At 46.1% G+C, this 18,384-nt stretch carries 12 protein-coding genes and 1 riboswitch; of the genes, 7 read left to right on the top strand and 5 right to left on the bottom strand.

Features of this window, described 5'->3' with window-relative positions; translation table 11 throughout:
• The first annotated feature begins 79 nt into the window (after window positions 1-79).
• Window positions 80-913, top strand: a complete 834-nt coding sequence (locus ACWYU8_RS08660; RefSeq protein ID WP_457518936.1) for a helix-turn-helix domain-containing protein — start codon at window positions 80-82, stop codon at window positions 911-913.
• A 145-nt stretch (window positions 914-1,058) separates the two neighbouring features.
• Here the strand turns inward: ACWYU8_RS08660 and ACWYU8_RS08655 are convergent, their stop codons facing one another.
• Window positions 1,059-1,832 (bottom strand): DeoR family transcriptional regulator, encoded by a 774-nt coding sequence (locus ACWYU8_RS08655; RefSeq protein WP_457518934.1) that lies wholly within the window; start codon window positions 1,830-1,832, stop codon window positions 1,059-1,061.
• Between the two features lie 280 nt (window positions 1,833-2,112).
• Between ACWYU8_RS08655 and ltnD the strand changes: the two genes are divergently transcribed.
• The 5 genes from ltnD (at window position 2,113) to ACWYU8_RS08630 (ending at window position 7,342) form a co-directional block, all read left to right on the top strand.
• Complete coding sequence (gene ltnD / locus ACWYU8_RS08650) at window positions 2,113-3,012, top strand: L-threonate dehydrogenase (protein ID WP_457518932.1); 900 nt, start codon at window positions 2,113-2,115, stop codon at window positions 3,010-3,012.
• Between the two features lie 24 nt (window positions 3,013-3,036).
• Window positions 3,037-4,293: a 3-oxo-tetronate kinase gene (gene otnK / locus ACWYU8_RS08645; RefSeq protein WP_457518930.1), complete on the top strand. Its 1,257-nt coding sequence runs from the start codon at window positions 3,037-3,039 to the stop codon at window positions 4,291-4,293.
• Window positions 4,294-4,304: 11 nt separating this feature from the next.
• Complete coding sequence (gene otnC, locus ACWYU8_RS08640; protein ID WP_457518928.1) at window positions 4,305-4,952, top strand: 3-oxo-tetronate 4-phosphate decarboxylase; 648 nt, start codon at window positions 4,305-4,307, stop codon at window positions 4,950-4,952.
• Entirely contained in the window at window positions 4,952-5,728 is a 777-nt protein-coding gene (gene otnI / locus ACWYU8_RS08635; protein ID WP_457518926.1) for a 2-oxo-tetronate isomerase, read from the top strand. Before otnC ends, otnI begins: the two co-directional genes overlap by 1 nt.
• Before the next feature lie 159 nt (window positions 5,729-5,887).
• A complete protein-coding gene (locus ACWYU8_RS08630) occupies window positions 5,888-7,342 on the top strand; it encodes a GntP family permease (protein ID WP_457518925.1) in 1,455 nt (484 codons plus the stop codon).
• Between the two features lie 374 nt (window positions 7,343-7,716).
• Here ACWYU8_RS08630 and ACWYU8_RS08625 read toward each other — a convergent pair whose 3' ends face one another.
• From ACWYU8_RS08625 to katG, 3 genes are all read right to left on the bottom strand, one after another.
• Window positions 7,717-9,327: a glycoside hydrolase family 32 protein gene (locus ACWYU8_RS08625; protein ID WP_457518923.1), complete on the bottom strand. Its 1,611-nt coding sequence runs from the start codon at window positions 9,325-9,327 to the stop codon at window positions 7,717-7,719.
• A gap of 72 nt (window positions 9,328-9,399) precedes the next feature.
• A complete protein-coding gene (locus ACWYU8_RS08620; RefSeq protein WP_457518921.1) occupies window positions 9,400-10,971 on the bottom strand; it encodes a glycoside hydrolase family 68 protein in 1,572 nt (523 codons plus the stop codon).
• A gap of 270 nt (window positions 10,972-11,241) precedes the next feature.
• Window positions 11,242-11,326, bottom strand: a riboswitch (cyclic di-GMP riboswitch).
• A 557-nt stretch (window positions 11,327-11,883) separates the two neighbouring features.
• Entirely contained in the window at window positions 11,884-14,055 is a 2,172-nt protein-coding gene (gene katG / locus ACWYU8_RS08615) for a catalase/peroxidase HPI (RefSeq protein ID WP_457518919.1), read from the bottom strand.
• 290 nt (window positions 14,056-14,345) lie between these two features.
• On the opposite strand from katG, the gene ACWYU8_RS08610 reads away from it, so the two are divergent.
• Window positions 14,346-15,443: an AarF/UbiB family protein gene (locus ACWYU8_RS08610; RefSeq protein ID WP_457518917.1), complete on the top strand. Its 1,098-nt coding sequence runs from the start codon at window positions 14,346-14,348 to the stop codon at window positions 15,441-15,443.
• Window positions 15,444-15,499: 56 nt separating this feature from the next.
• Here ACWYU8_RS08610 and ACWYU8_RS08605 read toward each other — a convergent pair whose 3' ends face one another.
• The gene (locus ACWYU8_RS08605; protein ID WP_457518915.1) at window positions 15,500-18,265 is read right to left on the bottom strand and encodes a M16 family metallopeptidase; all 2,766 of its coding nucleotides are present in this window, start codon (window positions 18,263-18,265) and stop codon (window positions 15,500-15,502) included.
• Window positions 18,266-18,384: the final 119 nt, after the last annotated feature.

Here is an 18,384-nt window from a genome sequence, read left to right as displayed (position 1 = left end):
GGCTATCAGAAAAATATGGCACCTTGTTTGCTTTACTTGCTGAGTTAGCGGCTTATCGCAGAGCAGTAAGGAGAGTTGGATGGTGGCTTCATCAATGATGTTCAATATTTCAGGGATTCACTCAAAACAACCTTGGTTTGTATTGAGTTCAGAGCAATTTCTAACTCGACTCTCAACCAACAATCCCGAAGTATCACACTTCTACAGCTTTATCGCCGGCCGCTCAGAGTACCCAACCACTGCCATTCCGGATGGATGTATTGATATTGTGTTTGACTGCGATGCAGACTCAACAGGAGCACTCGTCTGTGGCACTCGATTAGAGGCATCTTCTGTTGTATTTGATCGTGGTCATCGCTACTTCGGCGTACGATTCAATCCCGGCGTTAAACCAGATTTTCTGCAAGCCTCCGCAGGTGAACTCACCAACAAAGAATATTGCTTACAAGACGTTATGCCTCATTCTAATGAGCTCATTGATTACGTTTTAGAAGCAAAAGATTTTTCGAAACAGGTTGAAGCTGTAAGCCAGTTTCTCAACGCAAAAAGCCCGCGAAGCTCGACTAACGTGACGCGGCAGATCGTCGCTAAAATCTGTCTACACAAAGGAAATATTCAAGTTCAGGAATTAGAGAGATTTTCGGGATATACCAGCCGAACTTTGCAACGTATGTTCAAAAATGACATTGGACTGACGCCGAAAGGATTTAGCCGTGCAATTCGTTGTCAATCAGCGATTTACGATATTAATCACTGTGAAAAGCTGACATTTTCTGATCTGGCTTCAGCTCTGGGGTTCAGCGACCAACCGCACTTCCTGCGTGAGTTTAAAAAGTTAGTTAATGTCACTCCGCTGGAGTATCAAAACAGAGTGAAAGAAAAGACCTATCTGGAACGAATTTATTGCTATTAAAAGCACCGTAATGGTGCACATTGCTCTATAGTTGTACCCATATCCTAGGAATTTCCTTCCTTACTTTCCCACACTTGAAAGTATCGAGCTAATCAATAATACGCGTTAGGCTGAGCTCTTGAGGCTTAACACAAGAGCTCGTTCATTACTGGCGGCTCATTAACTTATCAAGAACGGTTAAACCTTTTTCCATAAGCTCGACTTTAACGACTTGTGATAGGTTTTGATCGGTGATGATGCCATCAAACTCCTCAATATCTAACGCATGGAAACTACCAACACGACCATATTTGGTAGAATCCGAAATCAGATAGTTTGTTTGAGCGGCTTTTGCAATGGCTTTTTTTACCCACACTTTCCCCTCATTAGGTGTGGACAATCCTTTTAAACTCCAGGAAGAAGAAGAGATAAAGGCAATATCAATGTTCATCCCCGCGAGGAACTCGGCAACCTTACCGCCGACACTTGATTGGTTTTCACGGTCAACCTTTCCACCCGTATGGTATAACTCACATTGACTGTGGGTCATCAGATAAGCAGCTATCGAAAAGTCATTGGTGATGACCAACAGATCGTCTCGGTCGACGATTTGATGAGCAATGCTTAACGCCGTCGTGCCAGCATCCAGATATACGGTGGCCTCTTTATCGATTAACGTTGCGGCGATTTGAGCAATATGAGCTTTTTCATCCGCCTGTTGTTCTACCTTAGCATCGTGTGACAGTTCACTATGCAATACCTGAGCAAGCTGCACCCCTCCAGATACAGAGATCACTTTCCCTGAAGACTCTAGCTTCACAATATCGCGACGAATCGTCATATGTGACACACCAAGATGCTCTGTTAAATCAGAGATACTTAAGACTTCCTGATGTGACAAAAGGGACAAAATTGTTCTTTGGCGTTCTGCTGGAATCATTATTTCACTTCAACTTCTTGTTTTTCTGGATCCTACCAAGCTTTATTCAACTTGTGAATATCTGTGAACATATGTTGTGTTCACAGAGTCAAAGATGTGAACTCACTCAAAGCAACGGTATTTCAGCACTTATAACGAGAGAAATATCATTTAAATGTTAACTTTTGTTAAAAATGTGACTTAGAACGAAGTCAAGATGTTAACCTTCACATATAATCACACCAACTAAACAAGAATTAACAAAATTCAGTTCAATATTTACCAAGAAGGCATTGTTACTATGAGTGAAGTTCAATCTGTCGGTGTGATCGGTTTAGGCTCAATGGGTATGGGCGCAGCAAAATCTTGTGTGCGTGCAGGCCTTGATGTTTACGGTTTTGATTTAAACCCTCAAGCTCTTGCAGAGCTAGCAGAATTTGGCGCAAAAGCGGTTTCAACGAATGCGGTAGAGTTTGCAGACAAGCTGGATTCAGTTCTGGTCCTTGTCGTTAATGCACAACAAGTAAACACCGTTTTGTTTAAGACAGGTCTTGCAGCTTCATTAAAACCAAACACACCAGTCATGGTCTCAGCAACCATTTCTGCTGATGCTGCCAAGCAAATAGAAGCAAAACTTGCAGAGCACAACCTGGTCATGCTGGACGCGCCAGTATCTGGTGGCGCAGTGAAAGCGGCGGCAGGTGAGATGACCATCATGGCATCGGGTGCTCAAAATACATTTGATGCACTTGATCCTGTTCTCAAAGCAACTGCAGCAAAAGTTTACAACATCGGTGAAGCGATTGGTCTTGGCGCGACAGTGAAGATCATCCACCAACTGTTAGCAGGTGTTCACATTGCTGCCGGTGCAGAAGCAATGGCTCTCGCGGCTCGCGCAAATATCCCTCTTGATCTTATGTACGATGTGGTAACAAACGCTGCAGGTAACTCCTGGATGTTTGAGAACCGTATGAAGCATGTGGTCGATGGCGATTACTCACCAAAATCAATGGTCGACATCTTTGTTAAGGATCTCAACCTTGTGTCAGATACAGCCAAAGATCTTAAGTTTCCTCTGGCGCTTTCTAGTGCAGCACTGAACATGTTTGTCAGCGCGAGCAACGCAGGTTTTGGTCAGGAAGACGACAGTGCGGTAATTAAAATTTTTGATGGCATCACGTTGCCAGGCGTAGATAAGTAAGCGCAGTAAGGTGGAGAAGTAATTATGTTATTAGGCGTTATCGCAGATGACTTTACAGGCGCAACTGACATTGCAGGTTTTCTGGTTGAAAACGGCATGCGCACTGTGCAATTAAACGGAATCCCAACAACAGAGATTGAGGTAAACGCAGACGCGGTAGTGATCAGTCTGAAGTCTCGCTCTTGCCCTGTCGATGAAGCAATCAAAGACTCCGTCACTGCTCTTGAGTGGCTGCAAGAACAAGGCTGTCAGCAGTTCTACTTCAAGTACTGCTCAACGTTTGACAGTACATCTGAAGGCAATATCGGTCCTGTGACCGACGCTTTACTGGCCGAGCTCGGTGAAGACTTCACGATTGTTTGCCCAGCTCTGCCAGTGAATGGTCGCACGGTTTACAACGGACATTTATTTGTGTTCGAGGACCTGCTAAGTGACTCAGGCATGCGCAATCATCCAGTGACACCGATGACCGATTCAAGCTTGATCCGCATGATGAATGCTCAATCAAAAGGTACAACCGGATTGGTTAACTTCCAAACGATTGAACAAGGTGCAGAGGCCGTCACTCAACGTTTTACTGAACTTAAAGAGCAAGGTCATCGTTACGCCGTCGTCGATGCGTTCAACGCCCAGCATCTGGTCACGCTGGGACAAGCGGCTAAATCGCTAAAACTTATTACTGGTGGCTCAGGTCTGGCAGCAGGGCTGGCTAAAAACTGGGCTGAACAGCTCGAAGATCAGAGCAATGCCAAACAAGAAGGTAAACCGGCGAAAGCACCAGCAGTGGTATTTTCTGGTTCGTGCTCTGTGATGACCAATCAACAAGTTTCGGTTTACAAGCAGCAAGCACCCCACTTTGCTATCGATGTTGAGACATGCCTGACAAATGAGGATTACTCAGATGTCGTATTTGATTGGGTAATGACAAACATTGAGAGCGAGCTTGCTCCTTTAGTCTACGCAACGGCAGACGCGAGCACGCTAAAAGAGATTCAATCGAAATACGGCGCTCAGGCTTCAAGCCATGCAGTGGAACAGTTCTTCAGTAACTTAGCCATCAAGCTTCAATCAAATGGCGTGAAGAACTTCATTGTTGCAGGCGGTGAAACCTCTGGTGTCGTGACTCAGAGCCTTAAAGTGAAAGGCTTCCACATTGGCCCTCAGATCGCACCGGGTGTGCCTTGGGTTAAGTCGGTAGAAGGTGAACTTTCTCTGGCACTTAAATCTGGCAACTTTGGCGATGAAAACTTTTTCGCTAAAGCACAGTCCTTCTTTGCATGAGTGAGGTACGAATGAGCAACAATTCTAAGACGGAGCAAGAGCTTCGGGAACAAATGGTAACACTGGCGCGTTCTATGTTTGAGCGCGGCTATGCCACCGGTGGTGCGGGCAACCTTTCGATAAAACTAGCAAATGGTCACTTTCTGGCAACACCGACTGGTTCTTCATTTGGTCGCCTTGTGGCAGAAGAGTTATCAGTAGTGGATATCGATGGGAATCACATCTCAGGTAAGAAGCCTTCAAAAGAAGTGGCTTTCCATCTGGCAATTTACCGCAACAACGCTGAGTGCAATGCAATTGTGCACCTGCACTCTACTTACTTGACCGCGCTATCTTGTCTGGAAGGGTTGGATCGTGAGAACGCGATAAAAGCGTTTACTCCATATTATGTTATGCGTATCGGAGAGCTACCCGTTATCCCTTACCTTCGCCCTGGCGACCCACAGATTGCAGAGGAACTGTCTCAACGAGCAAGCGATTACCGCGCATTCTTACTGGCGAATCATGGCCCGGTCGTGACCGGCACTGACTTTGAAGATGCGGTGGATAATGCAGAAGAGCTCGAAGAAACAGCGAAACTGGCGTTCATTCTTAAAGACAAAAAGATTCGTTATCTAACGGATGCAGAGGTCCAAGATCTAAAAGGGAGAGGTAAATAATGGCTAAATTTGCAGCAAATCTCACTCTGTTGTTTACAGAAGTACCATTTCTGGAACGTTTTGAAAAAGCACACCAGGCGGGTTTTAAAGCGGTGGAATATCTTTTCCCTTACGCATACGAGCCACAGGAACTGGCAGACAAAATGCAGCAATTTGGATTCGAACAAGCCCTGTTCAACATGCCTCCTGGTGACTGGGATGCTGGCGAAAAAGGCTTTGCTGCAATCCCTGGCCGCGAAGATGAATTTAAAGCCAGTGTAGACACTGCGTTAATGTATGCCGACAAGCTGAATTGCAAAAAGGTACACGCGATGTCAGGCATCGTTGATAAGCAATTTACTCGTGAGCAACATGTAGAAACGTTTATCGCTAACATTCGCTATGCCGCAGACAGATTTGCTGAGCACGGCATTGAACTGATGCTTGAACCTCTAAATAGTCGCGATGTTCCGAACTACTTCATCGCTCATCAGCGTGATGCGGTTGAGTTAATTAAGCAGGTCGACCGACCAAATGTGAAGCTACAGCTGGATCTTTACCACGCACAAATTATGGATGGTGATTTAAGCACCCTTATCCGTGAGGTTACGCCGTACACAGGCCATATTCAAATCGCTTCAGTACCAGAAAGACATGAACCTTCAGAAGGAGAGCTGAACTACCCACACCTGTTCAACGTGTTGGATGACTCAGGTTACCAAGGGTGGATTGGTTGTGAATACAACCCGAGAAACACCACAGAGCAAGGCCTCGATTGGGTCAAGCCATACCTATAACTTATGAAGATGTAACAAAGGTTTTGCTCAACAAAGCCAGACAACAATATAAAGCGTATTTAATCAAAAAGATTAAATGTGACAAATAACAATAAGTGCTGTGGGCATCGATAGGTTGCCCACGAGCACACCCCTACACACGAGACAAAGGAAACAAAAATGGACGGAGCATTAATAGGAATTGTGATTGGCATCATTGCCATGATGGGGATGATCGTAAAAACGCGCATCCCAGTAGCACTCGCAATGGTTATTGCCAGTATCATCATGGGCCTGTTTGCAGGAATGGCTCCGACGGAGCTCATTGACGCGATCAAAGCTGGCTTTGGCGGCGTTCTGGGCGGTATCGGCCTAATCATCGCATTTGGCGTTATCATGGGTGCGTGTTTTGAACGCTCTGGCGCTGCGGTCCGCATGGCGAAAACTTTCGTAAAACTTTGTGGCAAAGGTCGTGAGGATCTCGCGCTTGGTTTCACCGGCGTACTCGTGGCAATCCCTGTATTCTGTGACTCTGCGTACATCATTTTGCACTCTCTTGTCCGCGCAATTTCACGTGATACGGGTAAATCAGCGGTTGGCTTAGGCGTAACGCTTGCTCTAGGTCTGCTGATCACTCACGCACTTGTTCCGCCAACACCAGGCCCAGTTGCTGTTGCTGGTATTCTTGGCGTAGACCTTGGTGAATACATGCTTTGGGGTCTGATGGTATCAGTCCCGATGATGCTGCTATCTATGATTTATATTCGCCGTGTAGGTAATGAATACTACCGTGTACCAAATGGTGAATCTTGGATCACAACTCAAGCAGATTGGGCAAACCTTGAAAAAGTAAAAGCGACAAATGACAAAGAACTACCTGGTAACTTCTTATCGTTCGGTCCTATCCTGATCCCTATCGCACTTATCCTAATCAACACGTTGGTTGGCAAAGGTGATTCAGCACTACACGTGGTTCTTTCTCTGCTGGGTAACCCTGTGGTTGCGGTTGGTCTAGGTGTTCTAATGGCGCTTTATGGTCTGACTCGTAAGATTGACCGTAAAGATATGGTTGGTTCAATGGATGATGCGTTATCTACAACAGGCTTAATCCTTGTAGTAACAGGTTGTGGTGGCGCAATGGGTGCAGTACTAAAAGCATCTGGTGCTGGTCCACAGGTTGCTGAAGCTATCGCAAGCAGCGGTATTCCACCACTACTAGTTCCATTGGCAATTGCATCTATGCTTCGCCTGATTCAAGGTTCTGCGACAGCCTCTATGATGGTGGCAGCAACTATGACTCTGCCTCTTGTAGAAACTCTAGGTCTGGACCCAATTTTCGTTGCACTAGCGTGTGCTGTAGGCCCTGTTGGCTTCTCTCACCTGAACGACTCTTACTTCCACATCATCAACCGTACGCTAGGTATCACTGAACTGGCGGATCAATTGAAGATTTGGACTGTATCGTCAACTGTCGCATGGGCGGTCGGTGCATCAATTGTTATGGTACTGAACTTGGTGTTTGGTCAAGGTGGTACCTTCATCGACCCACTAGTGCCAATCGCTGTTCTTGTCGCTGTTATCATTACGGTGAAAGTCAAAAGCGGCAAACCAAGCTCAGTTCAATCCGTAGCTTAATCAAAAAGTCATCGATAAATAAAGAGGCTCATATTGCAGTCAGCAGTATGAGCCTTTTTGTTATTGTGATGAGATATTCTCTACACGCGCTTTACTTTCCCCCAAGGGTAACCCTTATCCTTATGTCTACATTTCTCAACAATAGAGAGGACACATCATGAGCTGCTGTAATAAGCCCCCACGTGGTGGTAGTAATGATCTTGGATTAATGATGAAGTTTTTTCTGGTTATGCTGGCTGTCATTCTTGCTTTAGCCTTAATTGCAGGCATGTTTTAGTTAGTCTGTTTGGCGACTATCAGAGACAAATGTGATCAAATTAATGGAAAGCCATCACGCCCTCTTAGCTTGCCAAATTAAACTCTTATTTCTTCGCTCACTCACCAGAGTAACGCTGAATCGGAGCAACCTTCAGTGGCGTGAGTGTTAGGTTACGCAGCACGCTGGTGCCTCCAATGGAAACCGCCGAAAGCTCATTGGTATCCTGAACGCCAAATATAAGATTAGAAAGTGATATCTCTCCATCGTTAACGAAAACCTCTACGGAGAGCGTATCAACAATGATGTCTAGTTTTACGACACCGTTGTAGGCACGAACTACCGCTTTACGTTCCTCACGATATACATCAGGCATCAAGCTTGCTATTGCATCCCTATCTCGTCTGATAAACACGGCTTTGTCTTCGAAGTTATATCCAACGATAGCGTAATGTTCCCCCTTTTCCTTTAGTCGGAACTGAACTTCTTTAGCATCGGAGTGTGTGTCAATGTCAACTTTCAGGCGGTAAGCGTCAGATATCGGCTTAGGGAAATCTGTCCCCGATGACTCTAATACTTCGAGTGTCGAGCGAGTATAAGCTTCACCTTCAAGTCCGGCTATTGCCTCAATCGGCTGGGAGAAAAGGACTGATTTTCCGCCTACAGAATGCAGTTTTATTTGACGAACAATAGAATCAGCGGCGCCATGCCATGCTTTAGTGGGCAACTGGTTGGCATAGCCCCAATTGTTGAGCCAGCCAATCGCGTAACGAGATTCAAGACGCTGGACAGCCCCTAAGTTGGGAGCTTCCCACGACACCATCGCATAAAAATCAGCTCCTGCGTCCAGCCACTGTGGCTCTTCGCTTTCTGGTATAAAGCGTTTTCCATTCCAGCTTCCAATCCAGTAAGCCGTGCCCGTCGTTTTTCCTGTTCTGAAACCATTCGCGCCGGATGCAAGCACCCAGCGAATATTATTAGGATCACCATCAAGCGAGAGTTGAAACAGATCAGGACATTCCAGAAGGCCGAGGTCATCACGTTGGAAGTCGGATTGATGCGTCCAGTGCTTCAAATCTGAGGACGAATAAAAGCCGATTTTGTTCCCCTCAGCAAGCGCCATTACCCATTGACGGTTCTCCTCATCCCAAATGACCTTGGGATCACGCCAATGTTCAGCCCCTGGGTTATCCATGATTGGGTTATCGTCATACTCTTTAAAGTGGTAACCACCATCGGTTGAAACGAAGAGTGACTGGCGCTGTACACCGTCGTGCTGCTGAGTCGCAATAGCAATAACCGCTCCGGCGCCAAAGCCCGCCGTATTGTTGGTATCAACGACGACACTACCCGTTTGAATATCGCCAAGGCCATTTTTATATTTGTGAATAGCTACCCCATGTTCCTGCCAATGGACTAGGTCTTTTGATGTCATGTGATACCACGCCGTCCCATTCCCATTTGGGTAATCAGCGTTATAGAGATAGTAGAAATGCCAGACACCATCGATGAAGAAAGGGCGCTGAGGATCGTTCATCCAGTGTCTGTTGGGAGTAATATGTATCGCCGGTCGATAAGGGGACCAGTCTGAAGGGCGAGTAAATTGAGACGAGCTGGCAGACGCTAATTCAACGCCAGAAAGTGAGAGACTGACAGTAAACAAAGCAACTAAAACGCAGGCAGTAGTGACAAGTCTTATGCCCGTCAGTGATTTCGGTTTAAAGCGCATAATCCTTCTTATTACCATAGAGGGGCGAATTACCCGTCCCTCTGATTTATGACATGTACAACTTCAGGAATTCTATTTAAGCGTTTTTTGGATCACGCCGCTCGGATTCACGTTCACATTTGCAGGGATATCCGCCCAGCCACCTAATCCACTCGTCCCATAAGAGTAATCAACCTCTGATGTGTCACCATCAATCAGGATTTTCACTGTTGGAGCCAAAGTACCACCACGTCGGAAGTTTTCTTTAACGCCGATAGTATCGATGAATGATTGAATCAGTCCATCAGGCATCACATAGTGTGAGTAAGACTGGAAGTGACCTGCTGGCTGGTTGTAATCTGGGTCGTAAGGCGTGCCCGGGTAGAAGTTCAGGTTTGTTGGGTTACCAAGTACAAGACCTGAACCTTGGTTCAGTGGTTGGTAATCACTACGGATGCCATCACCTACAAAGCCATACACCCCTTCCGGACCAGTGATACCACTTGCAAATGTCGTACTGTGGCTGATAGTGAATAGGTAGTATTTACCATCTTTTTGATAGATCTGAGGGCGTTCGGTCTGGTCAGTAACACAGTTCGCCGAAAGGATCGGTGGTAAAAACTCCCACTCGGTAAGGTCATCATTCGTCGCTCGCGCTAAACCAACGTTACCAATCTGGAATGTCGCACCCGATGCATTCACATCTCTGACTGTTTCAGCGTACGAGTCACCATCCTGATAACCTAGATCTTCCTCGGTACACTTAGCCGATCCCCTTTCCATTGCTGAGTTACCTTCAAAGACCATGAAGGTTTCGCCTGGATGAGCAGGATCTTCGAACGTAAACGGGTCACGGAAGTTAAAGTAAGGGTTCTGTTCAGCCGTTTGGTAGTAGGTGCCGTCAGCTTCCAGAAGATTAATCACCTTATCGAATCCGGTGAATTTCACGCCATTTTTATTCGCGTGTATCTTACCGACGCTGAGTGCAATGCGTGGGTCATATGGCTTGATGTCATTGCCGTTTGAGTCACGATAGAACGCAACATCGGTAAAGAAAAGTTTCACTTCACCACCCGGGAAAATTCGGGCAGAACCAGACCATTGTGTCTGATGACTGTATGACTGATCCTCAAAGATTTGTCCGGTGACACCTTCGTCAAAAACAAGGCCACCATAAGTCCAGCCACCGTTTTCTGGGCGTTCCTCTGCTGGAATGCCCGCAGGACGATAGAAGTAGCCGATCTTCGCATACTGGTGTCGTTCATCAAAGCCTAGGCTTCGATCCGCAACAAGTGAGAAAATAATCTCCTGTCCGTTCACGCTATATTGGTTGGCATCTGCGTCAGTCAGTGGCCATGAATCCCATACCCATACCTGCTCATTGGACATGTCAGGAAAATCCTGAGGGACGCTCGGCATCGTGTACTCTTGTGGCATAGAGTTCTCACGTGACCCAGCCATTGGATCAGACATACGCTTGAGCTGACGAGCATCAGCACGGGTCCATTTAGCCGTAAAATTACTCTCAGGAGCGTAAGCTTCTTGAGTGTGTAACGTTGGCTCTGGACCAGGTTGAAGCTGTGCTGCAAAAGCTAACTGACTTGCCGCTGTTCCCATTAAAATCCCTAAAATAGGGACTCCCGCTTTCATTTTTGTCGAACGCATTTTACTTACCTCTGTTAATAAAATTCTCAAAATATTCAATTTTCCAGAAGTGGTTAACCCTCAGAAATGTCACAAACTATCAACGGCATAACCCATTCGAAATCATCTAAAAATCACATCAATTTCGGTAACGTTCCCGAAATTAGATAAAACTTAGCCATTCACAGCGAAACAGAATCAACAAATGACTGAATGCATCCGTGAATGTAAATATCAGACCAAAGAGTTTGATACTAAAAATCGAACGAATTTAATAAGTCGAAATACAAAACTGGCGGTCCCGCTATCATAGGAAATGTCCGTTAGATCGGAGACTTTGCGTCACCCCCTTTCGGAGGTTTTGCCTTTTCAGTCATGCATCCTACAAGAGAAGAGATGATGAACTGAGTGTGGGTAAGCCTTTGCTAACCACGCGAAAAAGCATAACAACGAAAAATGACAATTCAAGATCAATAAGATTAAGGATATAAAACTCTGACAATAGTCAGACATCCGAACGCCTTTATATATGAATACGCGTACCTAACAAACCCTTAATGAAACTGACTTGGATCCGGTTACAATAAAATTGTTTAGATATATTAACGTCTCTTTCATAAATAACTGATTTATTGACTAAAAACTGGCATTTTTATGACAATAAATTTAATAATTTAAATATAGAACAAATTTCATACACAACAACGAACTCACATTGGTTTCACTCAAAATAGAAAGGGAACGTTACCAATTGTTCAAAAAGTGTATTTGGGTAAGATAAAGCGATACATATCTGCCGTTACGATTTTCATTCAAGCAACGTTATGCAAATAAAAAATGTCTGGCATGGATACGCAAAAAGCCAGCAGAGATACTGCTGGCTTTTAAACACGAACACTGATTACTCAGTCTGTATTTGACAGAATTAGTTCGTTAAACCAAATCGAACCTGTCAGCATTCATCACTTTCGTCCAGACAGCGATGAAGTCTTTGACAAACTTCTCTTGGTTATCATCCTGCGCATAAACCTCAGCGTAAGAGCGCAAGATAGAGTTTGAACCAAACACAAGATCCGCGCGAGTTGCAGTGAACTTCACTTCACCCGTTTTGCGATCACAAATCTCATAAGAGTTGCGGCCTGTTGGTTTCCAGCTGTATGCCATATCAGTTAGGTTGACGAAGAAGTCATTCGTTAATACACCAACGCGGTCAGTGAACACCCCATGCTTGCTACCACCATGGTTTGTACCAAGCACACGCATACCACCAATCAGGACTGTCATTTCTGGCGCGGTTAAACCAAGTAGTTGTGCGCGGTCTAGCATCATCTCTTCTGGAGTAACTGTGTAGTGCGTCTTCTGCCAGTTACGGAAAGCATCGGCCAGCGGCTCCAGAACGTCGAATGACTCTGCGTCAGTTTGCTCTGCTGTCGCATCACCACGGCCAGCGGAAAATGGCACGTCAAAGTCAAATCCTGCTGCTTTCACCGCTTGTTCAATACCGACGTTACCCGCAAGAACAATCGCGTCTGCAACACTGATACCAAATTCTTCCGCCACTTGCGTTAACTCTCCCAGCACTCGCGCCAGACGTTCTGGTTCGTTACCTTCCCAGGCATTTTGCGGGGCTAAGCGAATTCGCGCACCATTTGCTCCACCACGAAGATCCGAACGACGGAATGTACGAGCACTGTCCCAAGCAGTAGCAACCAAATCGGAGACACTCAGGCCAGTAGCGGCAATCTTCGCTTTAACCGCTTCGACATCGTATTGAGTGTTACCCGCTGGAATTGGGTCTTGCCAGATTAAGTCTTCAGCCGGCACATCTGGGCCAACGTAACGAGCTTTAGGGCCTAAATCACGGTGAGTCAGTTTGAACCAAGCACGAGCGAAGACTTCATTGAAGTAAGCTGGGTCTTGGTAAAAACGCTCTGAAATCTTACGGTAGTCAGGATCGACTTTAAGAGCCATGTCGGCGTCCGTCATCATTGGGTTGTAACGGATTGAAGGATCTTCTACGTCGACAGGCTTATCTTCTTCGGCAATTTCTACTGGTTCATATTGCCAAGCACCTGCCGGGCTTTTTGTCAGCTTCCATTCGTGCTCAAGCAGCATTTTGAAGAAACCGTTATCCCATTGTGTGGGATGAGTGGTCCACGCGCCCTCAATACCGCTGGTCACAGTATCACGGCCGATACCACGCGATGTATGGTTGTTCCAGCCAAGGCCTTGCTCTTCAATATCTGCGGCTTCAGGCTCTGGCCCCAGTTCGGCGGCATCACCGTTACCGTGCGCTTTACCCACGGTATGACCACCAGCGGTTAGTGCTACCGTCTCTTCATCATTCATCGCCATGCGAGCAAAGGTGACGCGCATATCTGCTGCTGTTTTAAGTGGATCCGGATTACCATCAACACCTTCTGGATTCACGTAAATCAAGCCCATCATCACTGCAGCCAGAGGGTTCTCAAGATCACGATCACCTGAGTAACGACTACCTTCGCCACGTGACGGAGCTAACCACTCTTTCTCCGAGCCCCAGTACGTGTCTTTTTCAGGGTGCCAGATATCTTCACGACCGAATGCAAAGCCAAAGGTTTTAAGACCCATTGATTCGTACGCCATGTTACCCGCCAGAATCATTAGGTCAGCCCAGCTGATTTTATTGCCGTATTTTTTCTTGATTGGCCACAGTAAACGACGAGCTTTATCCAGGTTGCCGTTATCTGGCCATGAGTTTAGTGGCGCAAAGCGCAGATTACCGGTAGATGCACCGCCTCGACCATCAGCAGTACGATAGCTTCCTGCTGAGTGCCACGCCATGCGGATCATCAAACCGCCGTAATGACCCCAATCCGCTGGCCACCACTCTTGGCTATCTGTCATCAGATCTTTTAGATCTTTTTTCAGCGCTTCGACATCAAGCGTTTTCAACGCTTCACGATAATTAAAGTCTTCGCCCAGAGGGTTGGTTTTTTTATCGTGCTGATGGAGAATATCTAGGTTTAGGGCATTCGGCCACCAATCCATAACAGTGGACCCCGTAGATGTCATACCGCCATGCATCACTGGGCACTTCCCTGCAGAATGGTTATCTTTACTCATAAAGTTCTCCTTAAAGAGATAAATATCTTTTTGTAAGTGAATCTCATTTCCTTGAAAAATAACATAAGCTCTTCTCCAATTTTCAAACACTTATCTCTCTATCCATCGTTTAAGAACAATACGACAGATCGGTCGGAAAGGGATGACACTCACATCCAGCTCATCCTCCCCAAACTTTAATCCCCATTATGCACCTCAACGCTCAGCCTCTTAGTTTATGAAGTAAGGAGGATTCACAAACTGACACTCTTGATAAAATAATCAGAATCAATAGGAAGATGGGCATTCACATGGACAAACGTCAAAAGCAGCAGATGCAATTTGAAAAGAGCGGAGAAAATCTCATCGTTGGCAATATTGACGATTGTCCGATATCTCCGGAACAATTGGCTCGAACGACCGATGCTTCTCCTTATGTCGTTGAGGCTTTTCAAAGTGGATTAACGGCTGAAGTGTTTCGGGTAAGGTTTGGCGGAAAAGACTACACTCTGAAAAAGAAGCTCCCTGAAGCCATGGTGCAAAATCTTAATGGACAGCTGTCGTTCCTGAATGAAGTGCAGCGTCGTTCTGATTTGCAAAAGCAGAAAGATTGTCCCGACAAATCCCACGACTTCGCCTGTATTGTTCCGACGGTCTACGCGGACTACCGTTTAGGTATCATTCTGTCTGACTGGATTGAAGGCAAGCCAGTTAGTTCCGTTTCCTCTTCATTGCTTTACCAACTATTTTCTACCTTGTCAGCATGCGAAAGAATTGGCCTGTTCGAATGGGATTTATGCGCAGGAAACTTGCTCGTGGATGATGGCTACAAACTGTGGCTGTTCGACTTCGGCTACATGTACCCATTCGATCCGTTAACAGAGCTCAATAGCGACAGTCTTAACGCACCTATCTTTCAATTCTGTGAGCGCTTCGAAACCCGATTCCTTTCTGGATGGTTGTTAGAACATAATTGCTCTAAGAAAGAGTCATTGGCAGTGTTTAAAAACGTAAAGCACGAAGCTCTGAAAATCCTCTTCGAACAGTGTGAGTGGCTACGCAAAAACAAGGCAAGCGAAGCTGTCATCCATGCTAAAGAAGGACAACTTTTCAAATATCAGGCTGCCTTGCAGAGCACGCAGCAGTTAGAGAAATTGTTTATTGTTGAGATGTTCCGTTCTCATGTTCTGGATATTGAGGATGACATTGATGGCAAGAGCTGCACGGCAACCACGTTAAAACGTGTGGACACCGTTCTTGAGATGATAAACGATCATTATGACTTCCTCCGCGAACAAGGAGCACTTTTCTATCACAATGAAGGGAAAACAAAACCAGAGCTGATCGACGCCTATCGAGAAAAACTTGCTCTGGTGAGGAAGTATCAACTCGATAAACGCCATCCCTAGTAAAAGATCGCTTGCCTAGGTTTCCAATTTAGACCTTATGACTAAGCCACTATACATTAAAGTGGATTTAAAATGATCGTCGTACGTTTTGCTCGCGGCCCAAATACCGAACGTGCGCGAGACTGAACTTCTTCCAGAGTGACACTTCTGGCCGATTTTTCAACGTTCAGCAATACATCCAAGCCGTAATCATGCACCAGGTAACGGCCATAAGCCCAAGCTCGTTGGCTCGGCTTGTCTTCCATTCCCTGCATGGCGACCATCAATTGTTGCGCCGCAATATCGACCTCTTCTTGAGTAATGTTTTCTGCCAAGTGATCAAAAATTGTATTGAGCTGGCGGTCCATCATTGCCACATCTTTTGGATTTATCTGGGATTCAAAGATCCAATCCGAAACTCGCTCACGATCTTGTATCATCGGGTAAATACTCGGGTTGTAATCCAGACTCAACTCTTCACGTAATTGGTCCAGAATGCGTGCCGTACTGATACGCTGCAGGATATCGACTATCATGGTATCCCTCCCACTTTGGGCATCATCGTTGGCGTTGGTTAAGCGCTGTAAGTAAAGCGCCGATGGTTCATGGCCATCTGTCATGACGGAGCGACTCGGAGCATCTGGGTTCAATGCCACGTGGTAATCAATTGGCTCGCCGGGACTCATTTCGATGGAAGCAACATACTTGCTTAAAAGTGGTTCAAGTTGATCTGGTTCGATATCCGCAACCACCACCATTTTGAAGCCGCTATTGAACTTAAATAAACGCTTGTGAACCGCCAGTATCTGTTCAGGTGTTACATGATCAACGCCGTTACTGTCTAAGATGCGGTGACGACTATCAGGCAGATAAGCGTTGACGTTCGCTTCCTGAATCAACTTACCCGTCGGTGATTCAAAAAAGGCACGACGTTGCTGTTTAAACTCTTGCTTCACCGCAGCCAGTTGGCGTTCATCGACTTTTATCTCTGTAGCGAGGTTATACATTGCATTCAATGCATTTTCTAAACGCGTTTTTTGCGTGGTCATTTTGACGCCGTGACTAGTGGTATCCAGCATTGGGACAAGAGCAATGTTATTTGCGCGTAAGTAACCATCCAGCTCCGCCCCTGAAAACGCCCCTAACCCGCTTCTTACTGTTGCCATCGTAGCGATTTCAAACGCCGGATATAGCGATTTATCCAGTGCGGCTTTGCCTCCTTGGCTGGCAAAATACAGGTAAGCCCGGCCTCCGGCTTTATGATCTTGTTGGAACCACACGTCTACACCATTGGAAAGCGTGTAGACCTCAAAACCTCCAGACTCTTTGCGCGAGCTTATAATGCTGCCTTCCTCAACTGGCTGAAGGAATCCATCAGACGCAGTATAGCCCTGTGACTCAGAGTCCAAAGCAGAAGGCTTTTGTCCCGGCTGGAAATAAGCCGAGTTCAACGCTGAAAAAGCACCGGCAAACTGGGTGCGCGTTTCACTTTTACCCATGCCAATAGAAAAACTCGGCGCTTGGGACAAGAGCTCTGCAAGTTGAGCATTTATACGGTCTAAAGTGGTAATGTCGAGAAATGAGGCCAAACTCTGTGCGTAACTCTCTTTTGACTGGCCGGCGCTGTTTTGCTCTAACTGAAATACCCGTGATTCTGCATAGCTGTTTGGTTTGCGTTTACTCCAGTCGGAGTCCAGATTCGCCAATTCACCTTGCCAGTTCGCCATGATGCTGTCTAATTCCGTTTGGGTAACACCATAATCACGCAGCGAAGATAACGTGCTGATAAACAGTGTGTGCATCTGTTCACGTCGCTCTGGCGCAAATGAGATACCAGCAGACACCATACGGTGATAGTTAGAATAGTATGGCTGGGCATACGCGTACTGAAAGGGCACCGCAGCGTCGTTAAGATCCGCAATCAAACGTTGCTGGATTAATTGTCCTGCCACTTCATCCAGCCATTCCAAATGTTGCTGCTCAATGGTTTGACGACCGATAGCGCCCCGCTCAATGACAAGATGCAAACTTGGTGACTCAATGGAATTACTAAGTAAGATTTCGTTTTTGGTGTTCACCCGAATGTCGCGACGCTTTTTGACCACGTCGTCAGACGTACTTTCCCAACTGGAAAACGTCTTGTTAATGAGTTTCGAAAGCGAGTCGACATCCACATTGCCAGCAATGATCAATTCAGCATATTGTGGCTGATACCACTTTTCATAAAAGCTTTTTAGTCCTGACGATGTCGCATTTTCAATCGAGTCTCGCGTACCAATTGGCTCATGCTTCCCATAAGGTGTGCCTTCAATTGAAGCCTGATAAGCATTGAGGGCAAAAGGCTTATCATCCGGATTTGTGCGTCGCCATTCCCCCAAGATTACGCCTTTTTCTTTCTCGACTTGGGCAGCTGAAAACGTCAGACCATCCCCAATGTCCCGCATCCAGATTAACGCTTCTTGCAATTTACTTTGGTTCGCGAGATCTAATTTGTACCCCGTTTGCTGATAGGTAGTGAACGCGTTGATATCCGCACCAAAACTTCCGCCGGACTGTTCGAACAATTTAATCGCTTCGTTACCAGAAAAATGGTTGCTGCCATTAAACGCCATATGCTCGACAAAGTGCGCATAGCCTTTTTGGTCGGCGCGCTCCTGAAACGACCCGATGTTCATTACCATACGGACTGAGATCTCTTGATCTTGTGTCGGGTAGATATGGTATTTCATTCCATTCGAAAGCTGTTCAACATGCCAGTTGGCATCATCCTGAATCGGAGTGGAATGAGGGGTAACCGCGCATCCTGACAACAACAACGTCGGAACTAACCAAATAGTGCGCATAGCAATGATCCATAATTATGTCTATGAAACTCAATATATCCCCCGCAGCATCGCTTCACACGGGTTATCCTCTCTGCGGCCCAAATACGTGCTCCAGCTCCCATTTCAGAGTGAGCGTC

Source organism: Vibrio limimangrovi (assembly GCF_054064025.1).
Note: the sequence above shows the minus strand (reverse complement) of the source record. Positions and strands in the feature narration are given on the sequence as shown.

Coding starts and splice junctions, on each gene's coding strand:
- ACWYU8_RS08660 (WP_457518936.1), top strand. CDS start 80: ATGGTGGCTTCATCAATGATGTTCAATATTTCAGGGATTCACTCAAAA.
- ACWYU8_RS08655 (WP_457518934.1), bottom strand. CDS start 1,832: ATGATTCCAGCAGAACGCCAAAGAACAATTTTGTCCCTTTTGTCACAT.
- ltnD (WP_457518932.1), top strand. CDS start 2,113: ATGAGTGAAGTTCAATCTGTCGGTGTGATCGGTTTAGGCTCAATGGGT.
- otnK (WP_457518930.1), top strand. CDS start 3,037: ATGTTATTAGGCGTTATCGCAGATGACTTTACAGGCGCAACTGACATT.
- otnC (WP_457518928.1), top strand. CDS start 4,305: ATGAGCAACAATTCTAAGACGGAGCAAGAGCTTCGGGAACAAATGGTA.
- otnI (WP_457518926.1), top strand. CDS start 4,952: ATGGCTAAATTTGCAGCAAATCTCACTCTGTTGTTTACAGAAGTACCA.
- ACWYU8_RS08630 (WP_457518925.1), top strand. CDS start 5,888: ATGGACGGAGCATTAATAGGAATTGTGATTGGCATCATTGCCATGATG.
- ACWYU8_RS08625 (WP_457518923.1), bottom strand. CDS start 9,327: ATGCGCTTTAAACCGAAATCACTGACGGGCATAAGACTTGTCACTACT.
- ACWYU8_RS08620 (WP_457518921.1), bottom strand. CDS start 10,971: ATGCGTTCGACAAAAATGAAAGCGGGAGTCCCTATTTTAGGGATTTTA.
- katG (WP_457518919.1), bottom strand. CDS start 14,055: ATGAGTAAAGATAACCATTCTGCAGGGAAGTGCCCAGTGATGCATGGC.
- ACWYU8_RS08610 (WP_457518917.1), top strand. CDS start 14,346: ATGGACAAACGTCAAAAGCAGCAGATGCAATTTGAAAAGAGCGGAGAA.
- ACWYU8_RS08605 (WP_457518915.1), bottom strand. CDS start 18,265: ATGCGCACTATTTGGTTAGTTCCGACGTTGTTGTTGTCAGGATGCGCG.